This is a genomic window from Flavonifractor porci (assembly GCF_037572415.1).
Taxonomy (GTDB): Bacteria; Bacillota; Clostridia; order Oscillospirales; family Oscillospiraceae; genus Flavonifractor; species Flavonifractor porci.
This window is the reverse complement of sequence record NZ_JBBHLB010000015.1, coordinates 30,722-50,171: the sequence shown is the minus strand read 5'-3', so window position 1 is coordinate 50,171 and position 19,450 is coordinate 30,722. Positions and strand designations below refer to the sequence as shown.

At 49.5% G+C, this 19,450-nt stretch carries 22 protein-coding genes and 4 pseudogenes; 5 read left to right on the top strand and 21 right to left on the bottom strand.

The features are described from left to right. Positions 1 to 194: 194 nt before the first annotated feature. From WHJ28_RS12655 to WHJ28_RS12615, 8 genes and pseudogenes are all read right to left on the bottom strand, one after another. Positions 195 to 1,579, bottom strand: a pseudogene (locus WHJ28_RS12655) (site-specific integrase). Positions 1,580 to 1,663: 84 nt separating this feature from the next. Then, on the bottom strand, positions 1,664 to 1,894 hold the full coding sequence (locus WHJ28_RS12645) for a hypothetical protein (protein WP_002576320.1): 231 nt from the start codon (positions 1,892 to 1,894) through the stop codon (positions 1,664 to 1,666). 476 nt (positions 1,895 to 2,370) lie between these two features. After that, a complete protein-coding gene (locus WHJ28_RS12640) occupies positions 2,371 to 2,841 on the bottom strand; it encodes an RNA polymerase subunit sigma-73 (RefSeq protein WP_002576321.1) in 471 nt (156 codons plus the stop codon). Between the two features lie 167 nt (positions 2,842 to 3,008). Then, complete coding sequence (bcrD, locus tag WHJ28_RS12635) at positions 3,009 to 3,836, bottom strand: bacitracin resistance undecaprenyl-diphosphatase BcrD (protein WP_002576322.1); 828 nt, start codon at positions 3,834 to 3,836, stop codon at positions 3,009 to 3,011. Continuing rightward, complete coding sequence (locus WHJ28_RS12630) at positions 3,836 to 4,585, bottom strand: ABC transporter permease (protein WP_002576323.1); 750 nt, start codon at positions 4,583 to 4,585, stop codon at positions 3,836 to 3,838. Before WHJ28_RS12630 ends, bcrD begins: the two co-directional genes overlap by 1 nt. Next, complete coding sequence (gene bcrA, locus WHJ28_RS12625; protein WP_195638858.1) at positions 4,578 to 5,495, bottom strand: bacitracin ABC transporter ATP-binding protein BcrA; 918 nt, start codon at positions 5,493 to 5,495, stop codon at positions 4,578 to 4,580. Before bcrA ends, WHJ28_RS12630 begins: the two co-directional genes overlap by 8 nt. Before the next feature lie 180 nt (positions 5,496 to 5,675). Next, positions 5,676 to 6,290: a bacitracin resistance transcriptional activator BcrR gene (gene bcrR / locus WHJ28_RS12620; RefSeq protein ID WP_002576325.1), complete on the bottom strand. Its 615-nt coding sequence runs from the start codon at positions 6,288 to 6,290 to the stop codon at positions 5,676 to 5,678. Next, the gene (locus WHJ28_RS12615; RefSeq protein WP_009246557.1) at positions 6,280 to 6,477 is read right to left on the bottom strand and encodes a helix-turn-helix domain-containing protein; all 198 of its coding nucleotides are present in this window, start codon (positions 6,475 to 6,477) and stop codon (positions 6,280 to 6,282) included. The genes bcrR and WHJ28_RS12615 overlap by 11 nt, the downstream gene beginning before the upstream one ends. Positions 6,478 to 6,636: 159 nt before the next feature. Here WHJ28_RS12615 and WHJ28_RS12610 point away from each other — a divergent pair, with 159 nt between their 5' ends. Next, positions 6,637 to 6,996 carry a helix-turn-helix domain-containing protein gene (locus WHJ28_RS12610; RefSeq protein ID WP_425330774.1) on the top strand — a complete coding sequence of 120 codons (360 nt, stop codon included), beginning with the start codon at positions 6,637 to 6,639 and terminating at the stop codon, positions 6,994 to 6,996. Between the two features lie 80 nt (positions 6,997 to 7,076). Here the strand turns inward: WHJ28_RS12610 and WHJ28_RS12605 are convergent, their stop codons facing one another. Both WHJ28_RS12605 and WHJ28_RS12600 read right to left on the bottom strand, forming a co-directional pair. Further along, positions 7,077 to 7,373 carry a hypothetical protein gene (locus WHJ28_RS12605; RefSeq protein WP_002576327.1) on the bottom strand — a complete coding sequence of 99 codons (297 nt, stop codon included), beginning with the start codon at positions 7,371 to 7,373 and terminating at the stop codon, positions 7,077 to 7,079. A gap of 284 nt (positions 7,374 to 7,657) precedes the next feature. Next, a pseudogene (locus WHJ28_RS12600) lies at positions 7,658 to 7,993 on the bottom strand (relaxase/mobilization nuclease domain-containing protein); the annotation flags it as partial. On the opposite strand from WHJ28_RS12600, the pseudogene WHJ28_RS12595 reads away from it, so the two are divergent. Continuing rightward, a pseudogene (locus WHJ28_RS12595) lies at positions 7,991 to 8,827 on the top strand (transposase); the annotation flags it as partial. The pseudogenes WHJ28_RS12600 and WHJ28_RS12595 sit on opposite strands and share 3 nt — an antisense overlap. 184 nt (positions 8,828 to 9,011) lie before the next feature. Here the strand turns inward: WHJ28_RS12595 and WHJ28_RS12590 are convergent. The 6 genes from WHJ28_RS12590 to rplM form a co-directional block, all read right to left on the bottom strand. Continuing rightward, positions 9,012 to 9,203 carry a hypothetical protein gene (locus WHJ28_RS12590; protein ID WP_002576356.1) on the bottom strand — a complete coding sequence of 64 codons (192 nt, stop codon included), beginning with the start codon at positions 9,201 to 9,203 and terminating at the stop codon, positions 9,012 to 9,014. A gap of 27 nt (positions 9,204 to 9,230) precedes the next feature. Then, positions 9,231 to 9,506, bottom strand: a complete 276-nt coding sequence (locus WHJ28_RS12585; protein ID WP_002576357.1) for a DUF5720 family protein — start codon at positions 9,504 to 9,506, stop codon at positions 9,231 to 9,233. 12 nt (positions 9,507 to 9,518) lie between these two features. Then, on the bottom strand, positions 9,519 to 10,445 hold the full coding sequence (locus tag WHJ28_RS12580) for a ParB/RepB/Spo0J family partition protein (RefSeq protein WP_002576358.1): 927 nt from the start codon (positions 10,443 to 10,445) through the stop codon (positions 9,519 to 9,521). Further along, entirely contained in the window at positions 10,402 to 11,223 is an 822-nt protein-coding gene (locus tag WHJ28_RS12575) for a ParA family protein (RefSeq protein ID WP_002576359.1), read from the bottom strand. The genes WHJ28_RS12580 and WHJ28_RS12575 overlap by 44 nt, the downstream gene beginning before the upstream one ends. 443 nt (positions 11,224 to 11,666) lie before the next feature. Continuing rightward, the gene (gene rpsI, locus WHJ28_RS12570; RefSeq protein WP_087188633.1) at positions 11,667 to 12,071 is read right to left on the bottom strand and encodes a 30S ribosomal protein S9; all 405 of its coding nucleotides are present in this window, start codon (positions 12,069 to 12,071) and stop codon (positions 11,667 to 11,669) included. Between the two features lie 17 nt (positions 12,072 to 12,088). After that, positions 12,089 to 12,520, bottom strand: coding sequence for a 50S ribosomal protein L13 (gene rplM, locus WHJ28_RS12565; protein WP_087188632.1), 432 nt, complete (start codon positions 12,518 to 12,520; stop codon positions 12,089 to 12,091). Positions 12,521 to 12,744: 224 nt separating this feature from the next. Here rplM and WHJ28_RS12560 point away from each other — a divergent pair, with 224 nt between their 5' ends. Both WHJ28_RS12560 and WHJ28_RS12555 read left to right on the top strand, forming a co-directional pair. After that, positions 12,745 to 13,500: a tRNA lysidine(34) synthetase gene (locus WHJ28_RS12560; RefSeq protein WP_204705903.1), complete on the top strand. Its 756-nt coding sequence runs from the start codon at positions 12,745 to 12,747 to the stop codon at positions 13,498 to 13,500. A gap of 317 nt (positions 13,501 to 13,817) precedes the next feature. Next, positions 13,818 to 14,150 (top strand): hypothetical protein, encoded by a 333-nt coding sequence (locus WHJ28_RS12555; RefSeq protein WP_340042436.1) that lies wholly within the window; start codon positions 13,818 to 13,820, stop codon positions 14,148 to 14,150. Positions 14,151 to 14,346: 196 nt separating this feature from the next. Here WHJ28_RS12555 and miaA read toward each other — a convergent pair whose 3' ends face one another. The 5 genes and pseudogenes from miaA to WHJ28_RS12530 all read right to left on the bottom strand — a co-directional run bounded on the left by miaA (position 14,347) and on the right by WHJ28_RS12530 (position 18,655). After that, positions 14,347 to 15,267, bottom strand: a complete 921-nt coding sequence (gene miaA, locus WHJ28_RS12550) for a tRNA (adenosine(37)-N6)-dimethylallyltransferase MiaA (RefSeq protein WP_490374920.1) — start codon at positions 15,265 to 15,267, stop codon at positions 14,347 to 14,349. Continuing rightward, positions 15,256 to 15,699 (bottom strand): annotated as a pseudogene (locus tag WHJ28_RS12545) (low molecular weight protein-tyrosine-phosphatase); the annotation flags it as partial. The gene miaA and the pseudogene WHJ28_RS12545, both read right to left, overlap by 12 nt. Positions 15,700 to 15,834: 135 nt before the next feature. Further along, positions 15,835 to 17,799, bottom strand: a complete 1,965-nt coding sequence (locus tag WHJ28_RS12540; protein WP_340042435.1) for a M56 family metallopeptidase — start codon at positions 17,797 to 17,799, stop codon at positions 15,835 to 15,837. Positions 17,800 to 17,809: 10 nt separating this feature from the next. After that, positions 17,810 to 18,169 carry a BlaI/MecI/CopY family transcriptional regulator gene (locus WHJ28_RS12535; RefSeq protein WP_340042434.1) on the bottom strand — a complete coding sequence of 120 codons (360 nt, stop codon included), beginning with the start codon at positions 18,167 to 18,169 and terminating at the stop codon, positions 17,810 to 17,812. A gap of 216 nt (positions 18,170 to 18,385) precedes the next feature. After that, positions 18,386 to 18,655: a translation initiation factor 2 gene (locus WHJ28_RS12530; protein WP_340042433.1), complete on the bottom strand. Its 270-nt coding sequence runs from the start codon at positions 18,653 to 18,655 to the stop codon at positions 18,386 to 18,388. A 133-nt stretch (positions 18,656 to 18,788) separates the two neighbouring features. On the opposite strand from WHJ28_RS12530, the gene sleB reads away from it, so the two are divergent. Next, complete coding sequence (gene sleB, locus WHJ28_RS12525; protein ID WP_340042432.1) at positions 18,789 to 19,448, top strand: spore cortex-lytic enzyme; 660 nt, start codon at positions 18,789 to 18,791, stop codon at positions 19,446 to 19,448. Positions 19,449 to 19,450 lie beyond the last annotated feature (2 nt).

Sequence of the window (19,450 nt, the reverse complement as noted above, 5' to 3'; positions counted from 1 at the left end):
GGAACGATCTCCTGCTTTTGCGTTCGGATATTCTGAGACGCAGAAAAATCAGCGCTTGCTGAACTGGGGAGCGCGACGAGCAGCCTTCAGACCGTACTTCAATCGTCTGAGCGATGATTTTCCTTGATATTCCGGGCTTTTTTGAGCCTCGGCCCCTCGGTTGTCCTATTCCTTAACCAAAAAACAGGCCACTTTTACGAGGGGACAGCTTGATGAAATGCAGAATTTACTACATCGAATAGCTGTTCTGGTTTATTATACTTTACTCTTGCATAGATGTCCATAGTTGTCTTGCTGTTCTCATGTCCGGCAAGGTACTGGACCGTCTTGGGGTCAACACCTGCATACAGAAGATTGGTGATGTAGGTATGCCGCAGCAGGTGCGGTGTCACATCGAAGTCCAGGCTATACACAATGTTGGGATTGTTTTTCTGATGTCCTCCCAGACTCGGCTGAACAGTGTACTTGATGCTCTGTCCGTTCACATACTTATAATAGGTACGCTCCTTGGTAGACCGAACAACGATGTACTGCCAGACACGTTTGAACTGCGAATATGACAAGGGCTGTCCCTCACTATCGGCAATCACATATTCCGATTTGGAGGCAGCCTTGGCTTCCCGCAGACAATTCACAAGGCATTTGGGAATGGGAATATCCCTTCTTGCTGCTTTCGTCTTAAGCGTTGTAGAGATAACCGGTCTGTTATGCTCTGATCGCCATGCGCGCCGCACAGAGATATATGGAGTGGGTGCATCGAGGAACACACAATCCCATTGCAAGGCGAGAGCTTCTTCTCGGCGCAGACCGGCATATAAGCCGATCATGGTAAACAGATACGGCGGAAGTCCTTTGACGGTTTCCAGCAGCACTTCCACCTGCTGGTCTGTCAGCGAATCTTTCTTTTGGGTCGGTTTCCCTCCTTTTGCCGAAATCCCCTCACACGGATTGTATTCCAGCAACTGGCTCCGCTCTGCCGAGTAAAAAATGCACTTGAGGAGCATATTCACCGTATTGTGCAGGCTCTCGGACTTATTGGACAATGGGATCAGCGCCAGACGAATATCATCCGCTGTTACTTCCTCCATATACATATCTCCCAAAGGCTTGATATGGTCGGGTCCTCGTCAATCACATGGCTCTCCTTGGCCGCCCGGAAAATGGACTTGCAGAGAATCACCACAGACTTATAAACCGAAGCCGACTTCTTGGAAACAGGTACGAGGGCAAGTTGGATGTCATCCAGGGATACATCAGCCATTCTCTTGTCTCCCAGCCCTCCAATAATGTGCCGCCGCACCTTAGAGGTATAATCTGTCAAGGTGGTGGCCCGAACATGGACGGACTGCATCAGCAGCCACTTCTCACAGTACTCAGCAACCGTAGGCGATCTTCGACGAAACGTAGTACTGTCAATCTGCTCTAACGCCTCCAGTTCCTTGTCATAAAGCTTTTCGGGCGTCTTTGCATAAAGCGCCACTCTGTTTCCATCCGAATCTTCGACTCTGGTTCTATAATATTCAATGCCGTTAAGAACGACCGTACCATATTGAGGAATTGCCCTTTTTCTTTTTGCCAATTCCGTCACCTCCTAAGAATAATGTCCAGCGCTGTACCTTTGTTTTATCAGACATATTAGGTTCCAGCAAGGATACGGAACAGCTCAAGCTCGGACACTTCGCAGCTTGCGGTATGTAGCGCTTTTTTCCACTGGCTTTGCACGATGGGTGCATTTTGCGATATACTCCTGAAGGCCAGCATCTGTAAAGTACACGCAACCATTTTGCACATACTGAACATAGGAAATTAGCCCACTGTTTCGAGCTGCATCCAAAGTGGCAATGCTAATCCCCAGTAATTTGGCAGCCTCTTTCCGCGAAATCAATTTTTCCATAGGTGGTCCCCCTTTCTGTCAAAGATGTGGTTGTTGCTTTCAAAATCACATGAATGCGCTGGCAACCGAAGCTGCCAGCGCATGGTATCTGACTTTGAAAAATTTACTCGCCACATTTGCCACGCACCCCTGGCGATGGGGACATTCCGGTCTCCGCTGGCGCGGCTGTCATAACTCCACAGCGTCGTTTTACTCGTGCGCCGCAGAGTTCCCCCCAAGTCTTTAGGAGGCCGTGAGGAAGTATCTTTAACCCCTATGCAGTCATCGCGCCCTGAAATGCCACTTTCGGGTATCAGGCTGACGTGGATCGCTCGGAACAGTCCTATTCATCACCTCCTGGGGCTGTCCATCTTCGCGGCGTGCCTGATTCGCTCGTACATAGGTTATGTACCGGAAATGCCGTCTATGAAATTGTCAAGCTCCACATTGGGAGAATGTTCTTCCCTCAATGGGTAGGCACTGATACGCTTCATTTGTTAAGTGTTATTCAAAAATTTTTTTATTTTTTTAAATCTTTGTGCAACAGCACTTCTGGAACAATGCCAAAGACGTGCTACATCAATTTGACGATAACCATCCACAAAAAGTAATGTCAATAGCTCCAAATCTTTCTTCGACAGCTTCTTCAATCTCAACAGTAGTTGTTCGTTTTCCACCGAAGCCAACCATCCATATCGCGTTTGATCAATCTTATCAACATCCCATTGATAAGATAACGATGCAAACTTTCGGAACAGCTGTGATTGACCACATACTTCATCATATTGTTCACAAGGTATTGGTTGCGTATGGTTTTGAAAAACCCTTTGACTGCAAAACCATGCCCAGTCATATTCTTTCATGGCAGCAATCTGTTCTTCGCTCATCCCTGCATCACAATACTCAACTTCTAAACGCTTCCATCTACTATCAAACTTCTTTTTCTCATATCCATAATTAAATCCCATTATTAACCTCCTGTAGATTCAATTTGCAAAATTCACCATGCAAACTAAAATCAGGAGGAGATCGACAACGAGAATCTCTGGGTTGTTTTCCATCCCCAGAAACAAAAATGCCAGCTGATCTTAAGGACCAACTGGCATTTTTATTCGCGCACAAAGAAAACGCATTATTAAGATTTTATAAGTACAACAAGTATACCAAGCACAATTCGATACCAACCAAACACCTTAAAATCATGTTTTTTGATAAAGTTCATTAGGAATTTAATTACTAAGACAGATACCGCAAATGCCACAGCCATACCGAGAACAAGAGCGAGCAGTTCTGCACTTGTAAATTCAAACCCGAATTTTAACAGCTTAAAAGCACTTGCTCCAAGCATAGTAGGTACTGCGAGGAAAAAAGTAAACTCTGCTGCTGCCACTCGTGAAACTCCTATGAGTAAAGCACCTATAATCGTTGCTCCCGACCGTGATGTGCCGGGTATAAGTGATAACACTTGAAATGCCCCTATCAAGATTGCTGTTTTATAGCTGATGTCAGAAAGTGCCATAGTAGTAGGAGTACGCTTTTTATTCCAATTTTCTATGAGAATGAATAACAAACCATAAAAGATTAACATGATTGAAATCACAATGGGGGTTTGGAGGTAAGCATCCAAATAATCATCAAATAGAATCCCCATAATAGCTGACGGTACACAAGCTACCGCAACCTTGAACCACAACGAGAAAGTATCCTTTTTAACAATTGACTGTGCTTTGTTCTTAAATTGAAAGGGAAACATCTTGTTCCAAAACATTACAACCACTGCGAGTATAGCTCCAAGTTGAATAACAACAAAAAACATTTCTTTAAATGCTTCGCTCATATTAAGTGTGATAAATTCGTCCACAAGAATCATATGTCCTGTGCTGCTGATAGGTAGCCACTCAGTAATACCCTCAACAATTCCAAGAAAAATAACTTTTAAAATTTCTATAAAATCAAGTACCATTATTTCAAATCCTCCTTTTTAAAATGATGAAAGGTCATAAGAAAACCAACTGCTGATACAAGAATAATAATAGATACAGACAGCAGTGTAGGATAGCCGGTACTCTGAAGTTTACCCTGCACCAAGAAATAGGTGGCTGTCCACGGATACAACGCTCCCCATTCTTGATTTGAAAGTGCGGCACTTCCCATGACAATCACGGCAGAGCCAATCATCGGGGCGACAAATCCTTTTGTTTTCATAGCAACAAACACAAAAGGAGAAACTGTTAAAAACATCAGGATACTGCCAAACAAAAACTTGGGGAGCCATACTATTGCCACTAGTAAGCTATATCCCTCCAATGTAAAGACAGCGTCATATAGTCCACAAACGATAAATATACCTGCCCATGTTACAAGGGTTAGCATAACAATCCAAAGAAGCAGGGTGCAAAATTTTCCAATTAATAGTTTTGTCCTTGAAATGGGTATGGGCAATATGGTTTTGAGGGTGCTTTCTGTGTACTCTCTGCTAAACAAGTAAGCTGCAATTGCCACATATATCATAATGTTTACCAGCAGCATGATATACAGTACACTGTCGCTGTATATGTCAGACAAGGTAAAGATAATCTCCGGCTTATCAAAATGTGTTTGCAAGGCTTCTATTAACATCAAAAGTGGGGTAGATAATACCCCTGCCACACTAATTAGCACCATTTTTGAACGCTTTAGTTTTAATAATTCACAAGAAATAAGATTAAGCAATACCGCCACCTCCAATCAGTTTAGAAAAGTAGTCCTCTAAGTTTTCCTCACTATCATTTATCCTTGTCACGAGCAGTCCATTTCGTGCAAATTCTCGATTGATTTCTCCAACACTTTGGCTAAAGTCATAAATTCTCACCGTACCGTCCTGCACTGTAAAATCCGTCATGTGGTAGTGGTTTTCTAAAATCTTTCCGGCTATCTCACTGTCAGATAAATCAAATTGAATGTATTTTCGATTCCTTTTGTGAAGCTCGGATATATTCACTTCCTCTACTAAATGCCCCTCGTGCATAACGCCGATAATATCTGCTATCTGTTCAATCTCGCTTAAAACATGGCTTGAGATAAAAATGGTAATGCCATGATTGTGACTAAGTTCAGATAAAAATGAGCGTATTTCAACTATTCCAATGGGGTCAAGTCCGTTAATCGGTTCGTCAAGTATTAAAAGCTCCGGCTCGTGCATAATGGCGGCGGCAATACCAAGCCGTTGCTTCATTCCGAGGGAATAATCGGAAAAGACTTTTCTTTTCTCCTTATGCAGCCCCACAACTTCAAGAGCTTTTTCTACTCCACTTTTAGATACTCCCCCTCGCAGTTTAGCGAGAATTTGCAAATTCTCATACCCTGTTAAATTACTGTAAAATCCCGGTGTTTCGATAATAGAGCCTACTTTGCTATAAAGGGTATGGATATTTTCCTTATAGTTTGTGCCAAACAAGCGTACCGTTCCCTCCGTTGGGAAAGCAAGCTGCAACATCATTTTCATTGCTGTGGTTTTGCCTGCTCCGTTTCTGCCGAGAAAACCATAAATTTTGCCCTTTGGCACATGAAGATTTACCTTATCGACAACGGTGGCTGTTCCGTATCGCTTCGTAAGATTTTCTGTTTCAATGATATAATCCATATTTGATTCTCCTTTCCGTGGGTTGCTGTTCTTGTTTTCGCTGACCACAATCTTATTATCCACGAGTATTGCATAGAAGCCAAGAAATCTACCGTCACAATGCCGACACAATAGATGTCAGCACGAAAAAAGCTCCGACACTTATCGTGTCAGAGCCTATTTTAAAGGGTTTATGGCATTTTACTTTGTTTGGGTTTGCTTTATCCAGACAAATATTTTAGCAACAAATAGCAGAAACATAAGGGCGGTTACATAGGGTTGTCTTGCCGCAGCGAAGAAGCAGATAAAAAGCGTACTCAGCACGAGAGAGCATTTTGTGATTATGTTGCTCCATGATTCCTTTTCAAAACAAACACACATCAGTTTCGCTATCCCAAGTGCAATCAAAACAATAAAAACAATCCAATAGATTGCAAGATATATTGGGGTAGTGTCTGTAAATGAAAGTAGATTGACAGAATAAATATATCCGTCAACAAGGTTACCATACAACGGCAAAAGTATAAAAGTAACCGCCATCATATCTAATATTCCATAAATGAAACTGTAAATTTTTTTCAAGTTGGAACGATTTTCAGTTTCGGCAAGTGTAATCAGTTCTTCGCCCGATAGCAGTTCATCTATGGTCACAGAAAAGAATTTAGAAATACACTTGAGCGACTCAATGTTAGGGTAACCCTTGCCGCTTTCCCATTTTGAAATGGCTGTTCTTGATACATATAATTGCTCCGCAAGTTGTTCCTGCGTTAAGTTCTTTCCAGTCCTAAGCTGTTGTAGCTTTTCATTAAATTCCATGATTCTCCTCCTGTTTGTTCCTTGTTTTCATACGTCCATCAACGGGTTTTTCTGCATCTTTTGGTATCATCCATGCACGACCAAATTTTTCAGTTCCGTCAATGCGATTTTCCTCACATAATTTTTGTATCCGTCTTTCCGATATGCCCCATTTTTCAGAAGCGGCTTTCACAGAAATGTAATTCATAATATCAACTTCCTTTCGCAAAGAGTATATAATTATTATATACGGAATGACGAATAATAGCAAGTTTCTCTCCACTAATACGAAATTATACACTACTAAACATAAAATCATACTTCGTTCAAATATCATCACCCGAAATGTACAATGATATAGGATGATATTAAAATGTACCAAGATGAAAGAAAACTTGATTTTAAGCCGTTAGGTATAGCGATAAAAAAAGCTCGGGAAGCAAAAGGGTGGACACAGGAATATCTTGCCCAACTGGTAGACCTTACGCCACGCTCTATTATGTATATAGAGAACAGGGGGCAGCACCCAAGGCTTAACAAATTTTATCTCATTACTACCTTGCTTGACATCTCTGTAGACCAGTTCTTTTTTCCATGCAATGAAGATGGCGACAACAATCGCCGCAAACAAGTTGATGTACTGTTGAATGATATGGAAGAAAAGGAGCTTATCGTGATGGAAGCTACGGCTCAAGGCTTGAAAAAGGCAAGAGAAACTGCGGAATAATTAACGCTGTTTTCGTAAGCCAAGCCAACTGAAAAAAGTGCGACACCTACACAGGCTATCGCACTTTTTAGGTTATTTTTTTATTCTCCACACAAATCATAAAGCTGTTCACATCGGTTTTGAATATCTAAGATTTCTGTTTCGGTTAAACTCCTGCGGTTATGAGTAAGTTGTTGCTCTAAAAAATCACGATAGCCATCAAGTAAGGCATCCCGTAAAAGCTCGGGGGCTTTGCAATGTTCCACACCAAACCATTGCTCATCTTTTTCATCCCAAATCATAACGGTGTATCCTCGCTTAGTGTTCACCACCTCCAAAACACTATCTTTATTTAGGTAATCGTTGAATACTTCTAAAACCTTTTCAAAGGTCATCATTTTATCAGCCCTTTCATATTTTAGGTGCTTATATGTAAGTAGTTTATATACTTATTACGACTATGATAATAAAAGTAAATCATCGTGTAAAGGATACGGATATTGTTTGCGAACAAAAGTGGCAAGCAATGCCGGTGTTAATACACTCGGCCCACAGAGGGAAAAATCCTGACGTGATTTCCCCCTCTGCTTTGCTTGTTGAGGGCAGCGCCCCCAAGCCCCTTTGAACGCAGAATTTCATTCTGCGGCTACGCGTCCGATGGACGCTTATGACCATGACCGGCTTACCGCTGGCCGTGGTCTTTTTCTTGTTCTTTTTTCTGTTCCTCATCCATTTTCAGCAGCCGATCCACATTGGCCTTTGCCGTCAAAAGTTCCCGCATTTCCTCACGGGAACGCCGGTACTCGGCGTAGGTTTTCTTCTTTTTCTCCAGCAGTTTGGCATACTCAGATTGCAGGTCTTTGACCTTGGGCAGCTTCTTCACTCCCATCTCATCAAAGGCATTTTTTGCCGCCTGATGGAGCAGAATTTCTTGCTCATGTTCCTCCCGAAATTTTCGGGAATAACCGGCCTTGCGATAGGCAACATAGGTCTCGCGGGTCTTGGCATAATTAACGATACCCGGCTCATGCTGAAGTCTTGCTACCGGCAGTACCAGCAGTATTCCAAAGTGCGGACCATGCTGAAGAACAACCTGATTTCCCTCCTGGATACCGCTTTCCCGGACGCAAACCGCCTGTTTACCAGTCCGCCCCGCGCCGATGGCAGCGAGAAATGGGTGGACTTTGTAGCTGCTTTTTGGCACTGCGAGTGCGTCTGCGGCCTGTCTGAGAAGGCCTTTACCGCCAAGTACCAGAAATGGTGCAAAAAGCACGGCTACAATTTCAGCGAAGATAAGGCGCTGGACATTTACGCTTCCGCCTGTGGACACTTCGGTGTCATGCCCAAAACGGATACCGCAAAACTTTTGGTAGAACAGGCCATTTCCCAACTCCGGGCAACTTCCGCCGCGTTAGCTGCTCTTAAGCAGGAGATGCAGTCTCTGGTGGCCTCTCTGCCGGAGTATCCTGTGGTGATGGAGATGTTTGGTGTTGGCCCCGCGCTCGGCCCCCAACTCATGGCTGAAATTGGCGATGTGCGCCGTTTTCATTCCAAGAAATCGCTGGTGGCCTTTGCAGGCATTGACGCCCCTCCTTACCAATCCGGCCAAATGGATATTCGTAGCCGCAGCATTTCCAAGCGGGGATCTGCCTCGCTGCGCAGAACGCTTTTTCTGGTGATGGGCGTTCTCCTGCAATGCGCTCCAATGGATGAGCCGATCTACCAGTTCATGAACAAGAAACGTTCTGAGGGCAAGCCCTACCGTGTCTACATGATGGCCTCCGCCAACAAGTTCCTGCGCATTTACTATGCTTCTGTGAAAGCCTACTTGGATTCTCTGGAACACAACTGATTTCCCAGCGTTATACCATCTGGCTGGCCGCCGTTTTAATTTTGAAACGCTCAGCGGCTTGATTTTGTGTTGCCTTTTTTGCTTCACTAAAAATCTGAAATTTCTACTTGACTTTTATTAGCAGGTCTTTCTAATTTTAGGGCATGAAAAAAGCCACAATCCTTCGTGAAAAAGACTGTGGCTTTCAGCTGTTTTTGTTGTTCTGCCAGGGCCGGTAAGGACGCTTGTACTTCGGCGGATGACTGAACATCGGCTCATGCTCCGAAAACGGGAGGGTCTGCAAAACCCGGTCAATGTCGGTGGATTCCATATCATACTGGGACTGGCAACTTTCCCGGATGGCATCTTTGATGCTCTGGACAGTACACATATTCATTCCTTTCCTTTCGTAGTGATAATGAGTTTACGGGTGGCGGCGGCGCTTGTCCGGTTTGAAGTCGAGCACATGGCCCTCGATCACACGGGCATACCGCTTGATTTTGATTTCCCGACGCTTCTGGCTTACGAGGGCGGCCTGATACCCGTCCTCCGTAAGAAACAGCCGCATATCATCGCCGGGGCAGCCGTAGGAACAAGGGCGCTGAACGGAAAACTCGATCATCCAGCGGGTGCTGTCCTGAAAACGCTCTACGGCCAAGATATTGTGTCCTTTCAGCTCACGGGCTGAAATATCCCTCATAGGCGGCTCCTTTCATCGTTCCTGGTCTCTCTGGCGCTTCTTCTGCCACGCCTCCAGCAGTTTGATAATGGTTTCCTGCATCCGCTGGGGCGTATAGCTTTTGGGGAAATACTTCCGCAGGGTGTCGGAGGTGAAAGTCACTTTGTCGAGATCACTTTTCTTTTCCTCACCCATGATGACGCGCATCATATCGAGGGTCAGATGTCCCTCCTGGCTGTATTTCTTGAGTCGCTGAGCCTGGGAGAGAGAGGGGGTAGCCTGTTCGCTGTCCATCGCGTCCAGCAAATCCCGCTGTTCTTCTTTTTTGAGAAAGGACAGCTCATAAGCCGGATTGAGGGCGATTTTCTTTTCATCGACCATATCCAGCAGTTCGGGAATCAGCTCCGTCAGGCGGATATAGCGCTGCACCTGGTTCCTACTCGAACCAGCCTGCTGCGCCAACAATTCATCTGCACGCAACTTCGTCCCAAGTTGGGACGAAGTTAAGTCCCCCCGTGCGCCTTGGTGTTTCATAGCCTCCAGCTTCATCTTGTAAGCAAAGGCCCTTTCGCTGGGGAGCAGGCTTTCACGTTGTAAGTTGCTGTCCACCATGATGATAGTGGCAGCATCATCGTCCAGGTCTCGGACAATGACAGGCATGGTTTCTTTCTCGGCCAGCTCACTGGCCCGGTGCCGCCTGTGACCGGCAACCAGCTCATAGCCGCCCTCCGGGTCCGGGCGGGCGATCGCCGGAACCAGAACACCATACTGCCGAACGCTGTCGGCGGTCTCCATCATGGCCTCGTCATCCTTGACTTTGAAGGGATGCCCCTTAAATGGGTGCAGCTCAGACAGCGGAATTTCCTGTATCTTCTCCAGCTTGGCATCCTGGCGGCTTTCCTCGGTGGAAAACAAATCATCGTATGGAGCCAGCTCTACTTTTTTCGCGCTGCTTTTCAAGTTTTATCACCTCCTTGGTCAGATTCTTATAGCCCTCGGCCACCTTGCCATTAGGGTCATGGGCAAAAATGCTTTTGCCCTCGGCGCTGATCTCCTTTGCCCGGACAGAATGGGGAATCTCGGTGCCGAACACCTTGATTTTGCTGCCATAGGTCTCCCGCAGCAGGGCGGCAATCTCCTTGGCGAAGTTGGTGCGGTTGTCCACCATCGTCAGCAATATGCCGTCGATCTGGAGCTTGGGGTTGATCTGCCGCTTCACCTTGTTTACGGTCTGGAGCAGCTGTTCCAGGCCCTTGGCGGGCAGGTACTCCGCCTGAACGGGGATTATGACCCTGTTGGCGGCGGCCAGGGCGTTGACCGTGAGCATACCCAGGGATGGCTGGCAGTCAATCAGGATATGGGAATACTGTCCCTTGAGCGTGTCCAGATACTGCCGCAGGATGGTCTCTCGGCTCATGGCGTTCACCAGGGAGACCTCCATGCCGGAGAGCTGGATGTCTGCGGGCATCAGGTCAACGCCCTCCGGGTGGTGCAGGATACCCTCGCCGGGGCGCAGCGGCTCGTCCATCAGGATACGGCCCATCGCGTCGGACAGGGTAAAGGGCAGCTTGTCCGGCTGGGGGTGGCCCAGGCTGATGGTCAGGCTGCCTTGCGGGTCCCCGTCGATCAGCAGCACTTTCTTTCCGGCCTGCGCCAGCCCAATCCCCAGGTTCGCGCAGGTGGTTGTCTTGCCAACGCCGCCTTTCTGGTTGGCGATGGCGATGATTTGCGTGTTCAATGACTTCACCTCATTTCTGAATTGTTCTATGGCTTCTGGAAATAGAAAAAGCCGCCACTTCAAAAATTGAAAGTGACGGCCTTTTCTTATCCCGGAATGAAATTCCCCGGAAACGCAAAAAGCGCCCAGTAGAAAATACTGAGCGCTTGGCGATTAGATTTATTCTCTTTTGTTCAAATTAGGTCAAATTCAGACAAACCGTTTTCACGAAAAAGGTCTCTTGGAGATGTATAAATAAACATCCCCTTGGCATCCCAAAATCGCGTCTCGGTTGTCCTATTTTTTAACCCATAAGCCCTCTTTTTGGGGTGGTTGTCCACCATTTAACCCATAGAAAACGGGTTAAAAGAGGCTTCGTTCTGTCAAATTGCGTCAAACCATTTGAAAAGGAAAAACCCCGGAAACCGCGTAGTTCCGGGGTTTTTGACCACTTTTGATAAAGTTTAGCGCTTGCTGAACTGCGGAGCGCGACGGGCAGCCTTGAGGCCGTACTTCTTACGCTCCTTCATACGAGGATCGCGGGTCAGGAAGCCGGCAGCCTTCAGGGCAGCGCGGTACTCGGGGTTGACCTGCAGCAGGGCACGGGCGATGCCGTGGCGGATGGCGCCGGCCTGGCCGGTCACGCCGCCGCCGGTAACGGTGGTCTCGATGTCCACCTTGCCCAGGGTGTCGGTGGTGGCCAGAGGCTGACGCACGATCAGCTTCAGGGTCTCCAGGCCGAAGTAGTCGTCGATATCACGGCCGTTGATGGTGATAGCACCAGTGCCGTTGGGGAACAGATGCACGCGGGCCACGGAGGACTTCCGGCGGCCGGTGCCATACAGATAAGGCTTCTTGCTCTTATACATTCCTTTGTACCTCCTGCTCAGTTGGCCGCCCAGGCTTCGGGCTTCTGGGCGTTGTGGGGATGCTCAGCGCCGCGGTAGATGTGCAGGCGGGACAGAGAATCCTTGGTGATGATGTTGCGGGGCATCATGCCGCGGATGGCCACACGCATGGCCAGCTCGGGCTTCTGCTGCATCAGCAGGCGGTAGGGGGTCTCCTTCAGGCCGCCCACCCAACCGGAGTGGGTGCGGTAATACTTCTGCTCCAGCTTCTTGCCGGTCAGAACGGCCTTCTCGGCGTTGACGACCACGACGAAGTCACCGCAGTCAGCGTGAGGAGTATACTCGGGCTTGTGCTTGCCGCGCAGCAGGTTGGCCGCGGTGGCGGCAGTCTTGCCCAGGGGCTTACCAGCCGCATCGAGGATATACCACTTGCGGACGATGTTCCCCTTGTTGGCCATAAAAGTGGACATGGTGAAACCTCCAATTTTGATGATATCTTAAAAAATATGTCTAAACAGAATACAGGCCCCAATCTTTACGATTGGAGCGTTTTGTATTATAATACCTTGACTGCAGAGTGTCAACACGTTTTCCGATTTTTTTAAATAGAAAAAGTGTATGCTCTTGAAATCGCGTGATATCTCTTGCTTTCTCTTGAATGCTCCATTTCAATTTTCGATTTTTTGAGGTGCCTATGAACAAGATTTTGAGCTATGTCCGCCGCTGTGTGGAGGATTACGACATGATCCAGGCCGGAGACCGCATCGCCGTGGGGGTGTCCGGCGGCAAGGATTCTCTGGTGCTGCTCACCGCTTTGGCCCGGCTGCGGGAGTTCTATCCCAAACCCTTCACCGTGGAGGCCTATACCCTGGACATGGGCCATGTGGACGGGGGCGAGGGGATGGACTTCGCTCCGGTGGCTGCCTACTGTGAGCAGATTAACGTGCCCTTTACCCTCCTGCCCTCCGAGATCCACCACATCATCTTCGACCTGCGGAAGGAGAAGAATCCCTGCTCCATGTGCGCAAAAATGCGCCGGGGCGCCCTCCACAACGCCATCAAGGAGCGGGGCATCAGCAAGATCGCGCTGGGCCACCACTTTGACGACGCGGTGGAGACCTTCTTCCTGTCCCTGTTCTACGAGGGACGGCTGTCCTGCTTCCAGCCGGTGACCTGGCTGGACCGGATGGGCATCAGCCAGATCCGGCCCATGCTCTACTGCGGGGAGGGCCTTATCCGCAACGCCGCCGAGCGCAACCACCTGCCGGTGGTGTTCAATCCCTGCCCCGCCGACGGCTACACCAAGCGGCAGGAGGTCAAGGAGCTGATCCATACCCTGGACCAGCAGTACCCCGGTTTGAAGAGCCGGGTGTTCGGCGCTATGCAGGGCCTGCCCCTGCCCGCCTGGGGACCGGTGGAACACCGCCGGGTGCCCCTGCCCGAGGGATAAGATCCAAATGTAAACAGCCGCTGCGGAAGCTTCCGCAGCGGCTGTTGCTTTATGGAAGTCCGAAGTTTCGGAAGGAATTCTGCTGGGGCAGCCGTGGGGTTTACCTCAACACCAGAGAGCATTGATTGCAGCGGCAGGGGGAGAAAAGCAGCCTGAGAAAAATGGAGACATCAAGAGCGGAAGACAGTAAAACGGCTATCACTTTTTCATAATAAACATCTTCTACAGCTATGAGTAAAATATGGTATAATATTTGTACATAACAATATATCAGTGAGATAAGGTCCAGGTCCCAGTTTAATAAAGGAGAAATTGCAGTGAAAAGCCATAAAAAGATTCTTTTGGTAGCCGCACTATTGGTTGTAGTTGTGGCCGTGGTCGGTGGAAGCTATGCTGCATATCGGGTTTACTATGTGCAAAAAAGTTACTATCCAATGGCAGGAGAAGTCACAATTATAGATAAGTCTGAGTCCAGGGATGACCATTATATTGTGATTCAAGAAGCAACCGGCGAACAATTTACTTTATCGTGCAGTGAAAGTGACTATGAGCAGGTAAATATAGGAGACACGGTAAACTGTGAGCGCAATCAGAGTATTGTAACACATAAAGGGGAAGTGCATAAAATAGAGGCGATTGGAAAAACGTAGCGCGAACCTCAGCTGCCCCCAGAATCCGCATAAGAGCGTACAAAAGCACTTTCGCACTGACATTCCATGTGGTGTCAGTGCAAAAGTGCTTTTACATATTTTTCAAAGAAAAGAACGAAATGGGGGCGTTAGCGGCCCTATATGTCTATTTAGATAGAAATACTGTGCGCTGTATTTGCGTTATGACAGGTTCTTTTTACTGGCCCTTCAAAAACTGTTCCACAGCCTGGGTGGCCTGGGTGAGGAAATCCCCCTCCATGTCCAGCCACAGCACGTCCTTATCCCGGTTAAACCACTGGACCTGCCGTTTGGCAAAGCGCTTGATGGCCCGGCCCAGCTCGTCCTTCAGAGCGTCCAGAGAGGGGATCTCCCCCTTCAGGTAGCGAAGGATATAGCGGTACTCCAGCCCCAGACCCTCCAGGAACGCGTCGGTGGCCCCGGCTTTCCGCAGACCGGCCACTTCCTCGATCATACCCGCGTCAATGCGGGCCTGGAGCCGGTCGTCGATGCGCTGACATACTGTTTCCCGGGGGAAGTTGACCCCCAGCAGCAGGCAGCGGTAGCGGGGATGGGCCTGAGGGGCCTCCCAGCCGTCGGCCAGGGCCTTCTCCACCGAGCGTACCAGCCGCTGGTGGTTGTTCTCCTCCCCGTTGGCCAGGGTAACTCCCGTCTTTTCCTGCAGGATGGCGTACAGTTCCGCGGCGGTCTTGCTTTCCAGCTCGGCCCGCAGGGCGGGGTCGGGGGTGGCGTCGGTGAAGGCAAAGCCCTCGGTCACCGCCCGGACGTACAGCCCGGAGCCTCCCACCAGGAAGGGCACCTTCCCCCGGGCGATGATATCGTCGATGGCGGCATAGGCCCCCGCCTGGAAGTCGGCCACCGAGTAGGGCTGGTTGGGGGCCACCACGTCCAGCATATGGTGAGGCACGCCGTCCATCTCCTCCTCGGTCACCTTGCCGGTGCCCAGGTCCAGGCCGGTGTACACCTGCCGGGAGTCGGCGGACACGATCTCGCCGCCAAAGCGCTTGGCCAGCTCCACCCCCAGGCCGCTCTTGCCGCAGGCGGTGGTGCCCAGCACTACCACCAGACGGGGCAGCTGCTCCTGAGTCAGGGCGGCCAGCAGGGCGGAGCAGCCGGCGTACACATCCTGCCAGGTGGCCTCAAAGTCGCCGGAGTACCAGGGGTCGGAGATGTCCCGGTCCTCCCCCACATAGGACAGCAGGGCCTTGACCTTGCCATCCGGGTCGCCGCCAAAGAGCCGGCGCATATTCCGCAGGTTGGCGCTGTCCATGCCCAGGAACAGGTCCCACTGGCCGTAGTCCGCCGCATTTAGCTGGTGGGCGGCGTGGCCGGAGCAGCCGATGCCATGTTCGGCCAGCTTGCGCCGGGCGGGGGGATAGACCGGATTTCCGATCTCCTCGGCGCTGGTGGCGGCGGAGGCGATGGTGAACTGATCCTCCAGCCCTGCCTTCCTGACCAGATCCTTCATCACAAACTCAGCCATGGGGCTGCGGCAGATATTGCCGTGGCACACAAACAGTATTTTGGTCATCGCTCCTGTATCCCTTCCTAAAACTTCAGTCATGATGTAACAGGTTGATTGTACCATAGATAGGCGGCCTTTTACACCATAAATGTGGAAAGACAGTGTTTTGCTACTTCCTTCAAACGGGATACCGGATATCATTTATTTGATTTTGACGCCTGTTAAGGTCCCGTTTTTATCATATATCGTATAGACCACAATTTCTCCGCCGTCTTCGGAAGATAAGGTGAACACATCGCCCTGTTTGTTTTCATCTACAAATGTTTTCACCAGTTGATTGTTATAATAGATATTTCCTGTTCCATCGCCGCTCTCATACCGAATTCCAAATTCTGCGTATTTTTTCATCAGTTCTGCGAAACTTGTTCCATCATTGGGGTTGGAAAAGCCTGAAGCCGTGGTGGTGGATGGCCCGTCGAACAGATAGTCGTCCACATCCCGCCGATCAAACACCTCCTGGCTATCCTTTACAATTTTGATAAGTTTACCAAAAGGATCGACGCTGCCGTCACCATTATCGATTACAGAACGGACGGTGTGGACATCTACCGTGCCCTTTTCGTTGTAATATTGGCAGAGGACAGATGATGCACCGTCGCCAACGTCTACACCATCCCAAAACAATCTGACCAAATCGCCTTGAAACAACATATTTCCGCTTTTATCAAATGAGATGCCATAATTTCCATATAAATCCAACATTTTTTTCTGTGTTAACTCATCCGATTCCGTCGAATTAATATCCATTGAGACCTCAGCGGTTGTGTCAATTGGGCCTGGATTCATAGCGATCAGAACGTCCTCTTGGCCATCCACTGTTTTGGAATGCTTCACACCATCCTTGATTTCCTGTAATATTTTCTCATTCATGGCGATGGTTTCATCAATCTTTTCCTGCGTCCAGGTAAATTTCTCACCATTTACGCGTCCGGTTTCTCCGAGCATACTTTGGAGTTCTTTTTTCTCGTTTTCAAGCCACTCTTTGTATTCCTCATATGTCCACCATTCTACTTCCGGCACAGGATACTTTTTCAGATATTCGGATTCTTCCATCATGCTGCCATCTCCAAGAACATGGTAGGTCTTTCCGTCTTTGGTATATGTTTTTTCAATTCCGGCCATAAGCGTTGTGAAATTTGCTTTGCGATCCTCGGCCTTTGGGGAAGTGGCAAAGGCAGTTGTAGTTCCGGCAACAATCAGTACTGCCAGGGAAATGGACAAGACGGTACTTTTTTTGATTTTCATAATGGCTGTCATCCTTTCTTCCAGCGCATTTTTGCTGAAATGATTACAAAGAGGGACCATTCCGCCTTTTGTTTCTTCCATGGCGATGAGCGTACGCGCATAAGAGGACTTCGTATCTTCCCCAAAGAGGCGCACCACAGCTTCGTCACAGGATAGTTCCATGTCCCGGTTGGACAGGATATACATGACCCACACAAACGGGTTAAACCAATGGACACAAAGGGCTGCGGTCAGAATCAGTTTTGTTATGGCATCAAATCTTCGGATGTGTACAAATTCATGGGCCAACACATATTGCAGCGTCCTTTTGTCGCTCCAGTCTGTCCCCTTGGGCATCAGGATCACCGGTCGGAGGACACCAAAGGTGAGGGGCGCCAGCACCAACTGGGACTGACGAATTTGAATGGGACGCTTGCATGGATGACAGCTTAACCAATTTCGGGTAAAATCGTTGTCCACCGGCAGAGAGGTTTGAAACTCCCGGCAGCATTTCCGGTAAGTCATAAAGAAAATGACCGCGCAGATCAGCGCTCCGATTGCCCAGATGACGGCCCATACAGAAACGGTGATATCAGGGTTTGACATATGATGGGGAGCGGCGGCCACCTGGCCTTCCTGAAGGGCCGTGCCTAACGTAAGGACCGCTCCGTTCCCTGGGCTGCTTACAACCGGCTTTTTTTCAAAAAATGTATATACACTGAACGTGGAAGGGATGGAAAATGGAAGGAGCAGCCGTGCCAGTGTAATTCCCCAAAGTACCATGAAGGTCTTTTTCGGCACACGATAAAGGAGGAATGCGCGAATGACCGTGATGACTACGATCATGAGCGCACCGGCGAAACTCATGTGCAGCAGGCTCATACTCATCACCTCATTCCAAATCGCCTACGATCTGTTTCAATTTGTCGATCTGCTCGGCAGATAGCTTTTTCCGGCTCAACAGAGCGGCAAACAGCTTATCAGCCGAACCATCATAGATCTTGTTGATCAGCTCGTTTGTTTCTGCCTCCTGTACATCTTTCTTTGGGATCAATGCGCGGCACATAAAATTGGGCTCTGTTCGTTCAATGGCGCCTTTTTTGATGCAGCGCTTGATCAATGTGTAAGTGGTATTGACATTCCAGCCCAGTTCATCTGTCAATGTTTTCGCAACATACTTGGCGGGCTGATCTCCTTCCCGCCAGAGAACGTCCATGACTTTTAGCTCGGAATCAAACAGCTTGACTTCCATAAAATCATCCTCCTTCTGCATAAGTGATAAGACTGGAGTATTATTGACGAACCTATAATACTCCAGTCTTATAGAAAAAGCAAGAGGATTTCGTGCTTGCTTTGTGAACTTTTTGTAAAGCGGGCGGCAGCATCCCAAAGGGGCGCTGCCGCAGTAAGCCAAACCGTTTTTCTGTTTTAAAGCAAACAGGCAGGCGCGTTTTTGCGCCTGCCGTGTTTACAGCAGAAGGGCCAGCAGCCAGCATACCGTGGCTCCCAGGGCGCCGCCGGCGGCATACACCGGGGCGGGGATCTTCCGGCACGCCCGCCGCCAGCCGGAGGAACGTTTGAGGTAGCCGTCGGCCGCAAGGCGGGCCTCGTGGAGCACCGCCTCGGCGGAGGCCCCCTTGCCGAAGGCGTCCTCCTTCACAATAAAAATGGCCTGTTCAAAAAATCGGGGGTCGGGGGATTTTACCACAATGACCTGCCGGGATACGCCTTGTACCACCTGCCCACATCCTTTCCTGTTTTGTACCAGTATTGCCAAAAACAACTGGCGCTATGCAGGCAGGAAGGGATTGGCACACATAACCGGCCCGCCGCCGCCGTACACTACCTCCAGTGAGATTGGAGGGGTAGGTATGAACAGACGCAGGCGCATCGCGGCGCTGGCTCTGGTGTTCGCGGTCAACATTTCCCTCATTGCCTTTGCCCAGCAGGCCCAGGCGGCCACCTACCGGCAGGGCTCCAGCGGGGAGCAGGTGCGGGTGATCCAGACCAAACTGAAGAACTGGGGTTACTATGACGGTGCGGTGGACGGGGTCTTCGGCAGCCAGACCACCCAGGCGGTGAAGTATTTTCAGCGGAAAAATGGCCTGACCGCCGACGGCATCGTGGGCCCCGCCACCCTGAAGGCCCTGGGAATGTCGGGCGGGGGCGCACCCACCCAGGACGCCAGTGTGGATCTGCTGGCCCGGGTGATCTCGGCGGAGGCCCGGGGCGAGCCCTACAGCGGTCAAGTGGCGGTGGGAGCGGTGATCCTCAACCGGGTGGAGCACCCCTCTTTCCCCAACACCATCGCCGGGGTGGTGTACCAGCCGGGGGCCTTCACCTGCATGGTGGACGGCCAGTTTAACGAGCCGGTGGCCCAGTCGGCGGTACGGGCGGCCCAGGACGCCCTCAACGGTGTGGACCCCAGCGGCGGGGCCATCTATTATTTCAACCCCGCCACCGCCACCAGCAGCTGGATCTGGAGCCGGCCTCTCATCCTCCAGATCGGCAACCACCGGTTTTGTGCCTGAGC

Bases quoted from the DNA above. Each gene is read 5' to 3' on its own strand.
- WHJ28_RS12585 (WP_002576357.1), bottom strand. From the start codon at position 9,506: ATGAGGGATATTTCAGCCCGTGAGCTGAAAGGACACAATATCTTGGCC.
- WHJ28_RS12645 (WP_002576320.1), bottom strand. From the start codon at position 1,894: ATGGAAAAATTGATTTCGCGGAAAGAGGCTGCCAAATTACTGGGGATT.
- WHJ28_RS12590 (WP_002576356.1), bottom strand. From the start codon at position 9,203: ATGAATATGTGTACTGTCCAGAGCATCAAAGATGCCATCCGGGAAAGT.
- WHJ28_RS12560 (WP_204705903.1), top strand. From the start codon at position 12,745: ATGAACAAGATTTTGAGCTATGTCCGCCGCTGTGTGGAGGATTACGAC.
- rplM (WP_087188632.1), bottom strand. From the start codon at position 12,520: ATGTCCACTTTTATGGCCAACAAGGGGAACATCGTCCGCAAGTGGTAT.
- WHJ28_RS12615 (WP_009246557.1), bottom strand. From the start codon at position 6,477: ATGAATTACATTTCTGTGAAAGCCGCTTCTGAAAAATGGGGCATATCG.
- bcrR (WP_002576325.1), bottom strand. From the start codon at position 6,290: ATGGAATTTAATGAAAAGCTACAACAGCTTAGGACTGGAAAGAACTTA.
- WHJ28_RS12605 (WP_002576327.1), bottom strand. From the start codon at position 7,373: ATGATGACCTTTGAAAAGGTTTTAGAAGTATTCAACGATTACCTAAAT.
- WHJ28_RS12640 (WP_002576321.1), bottom strand. From the start codon at position 2,841: ATGGGATTTAATTATGGATATGAGAAAAAGAAGTTTGATAGTAGATGG.
- bcrA (WP_195638858.1), bottom strand. From the start codon at position 5,495: ATGGATTATATCATTGAAACAGAAAATCTTACGAAGCGATACGGAACA.
- WHJ28_RS12540 (WP_340042435.1), bottom strand. From the start codon at position 17,799: ATGAGCCTGCTGCACATGAGTTTCGCCGGTGCGCTCATGATCGTAGTC.
- WHJ28_RS12535 (WP_340042434.1), bottom strand. From the start codon at position 18,169: ATGGAAGTCAAGCTGTTTGATTCCGAGCTAAAAGTCATGGACGTTCTC.
- rpsI (WP_087188633.1), bottom strand. From the start codon at position 12,071: ATGTATAAGAGCAAGAAGCCTTATCTGTATGGCACCGGCCGCCGGAAG.
- sleB (WP_340042432.1), top strand. From the start codon at position 18,789: ATGAACAGACGCAGGCGCATCGCGGCGCTGGCTCTGGTGTTCGCGGTC.
- bcrD (WP_002576322.1), bottom strand. From the start codon at position 3,836: ATGGTACTTGATTTTATAGAAATTTTAAAAGTTATTTTTCTTGGAATT.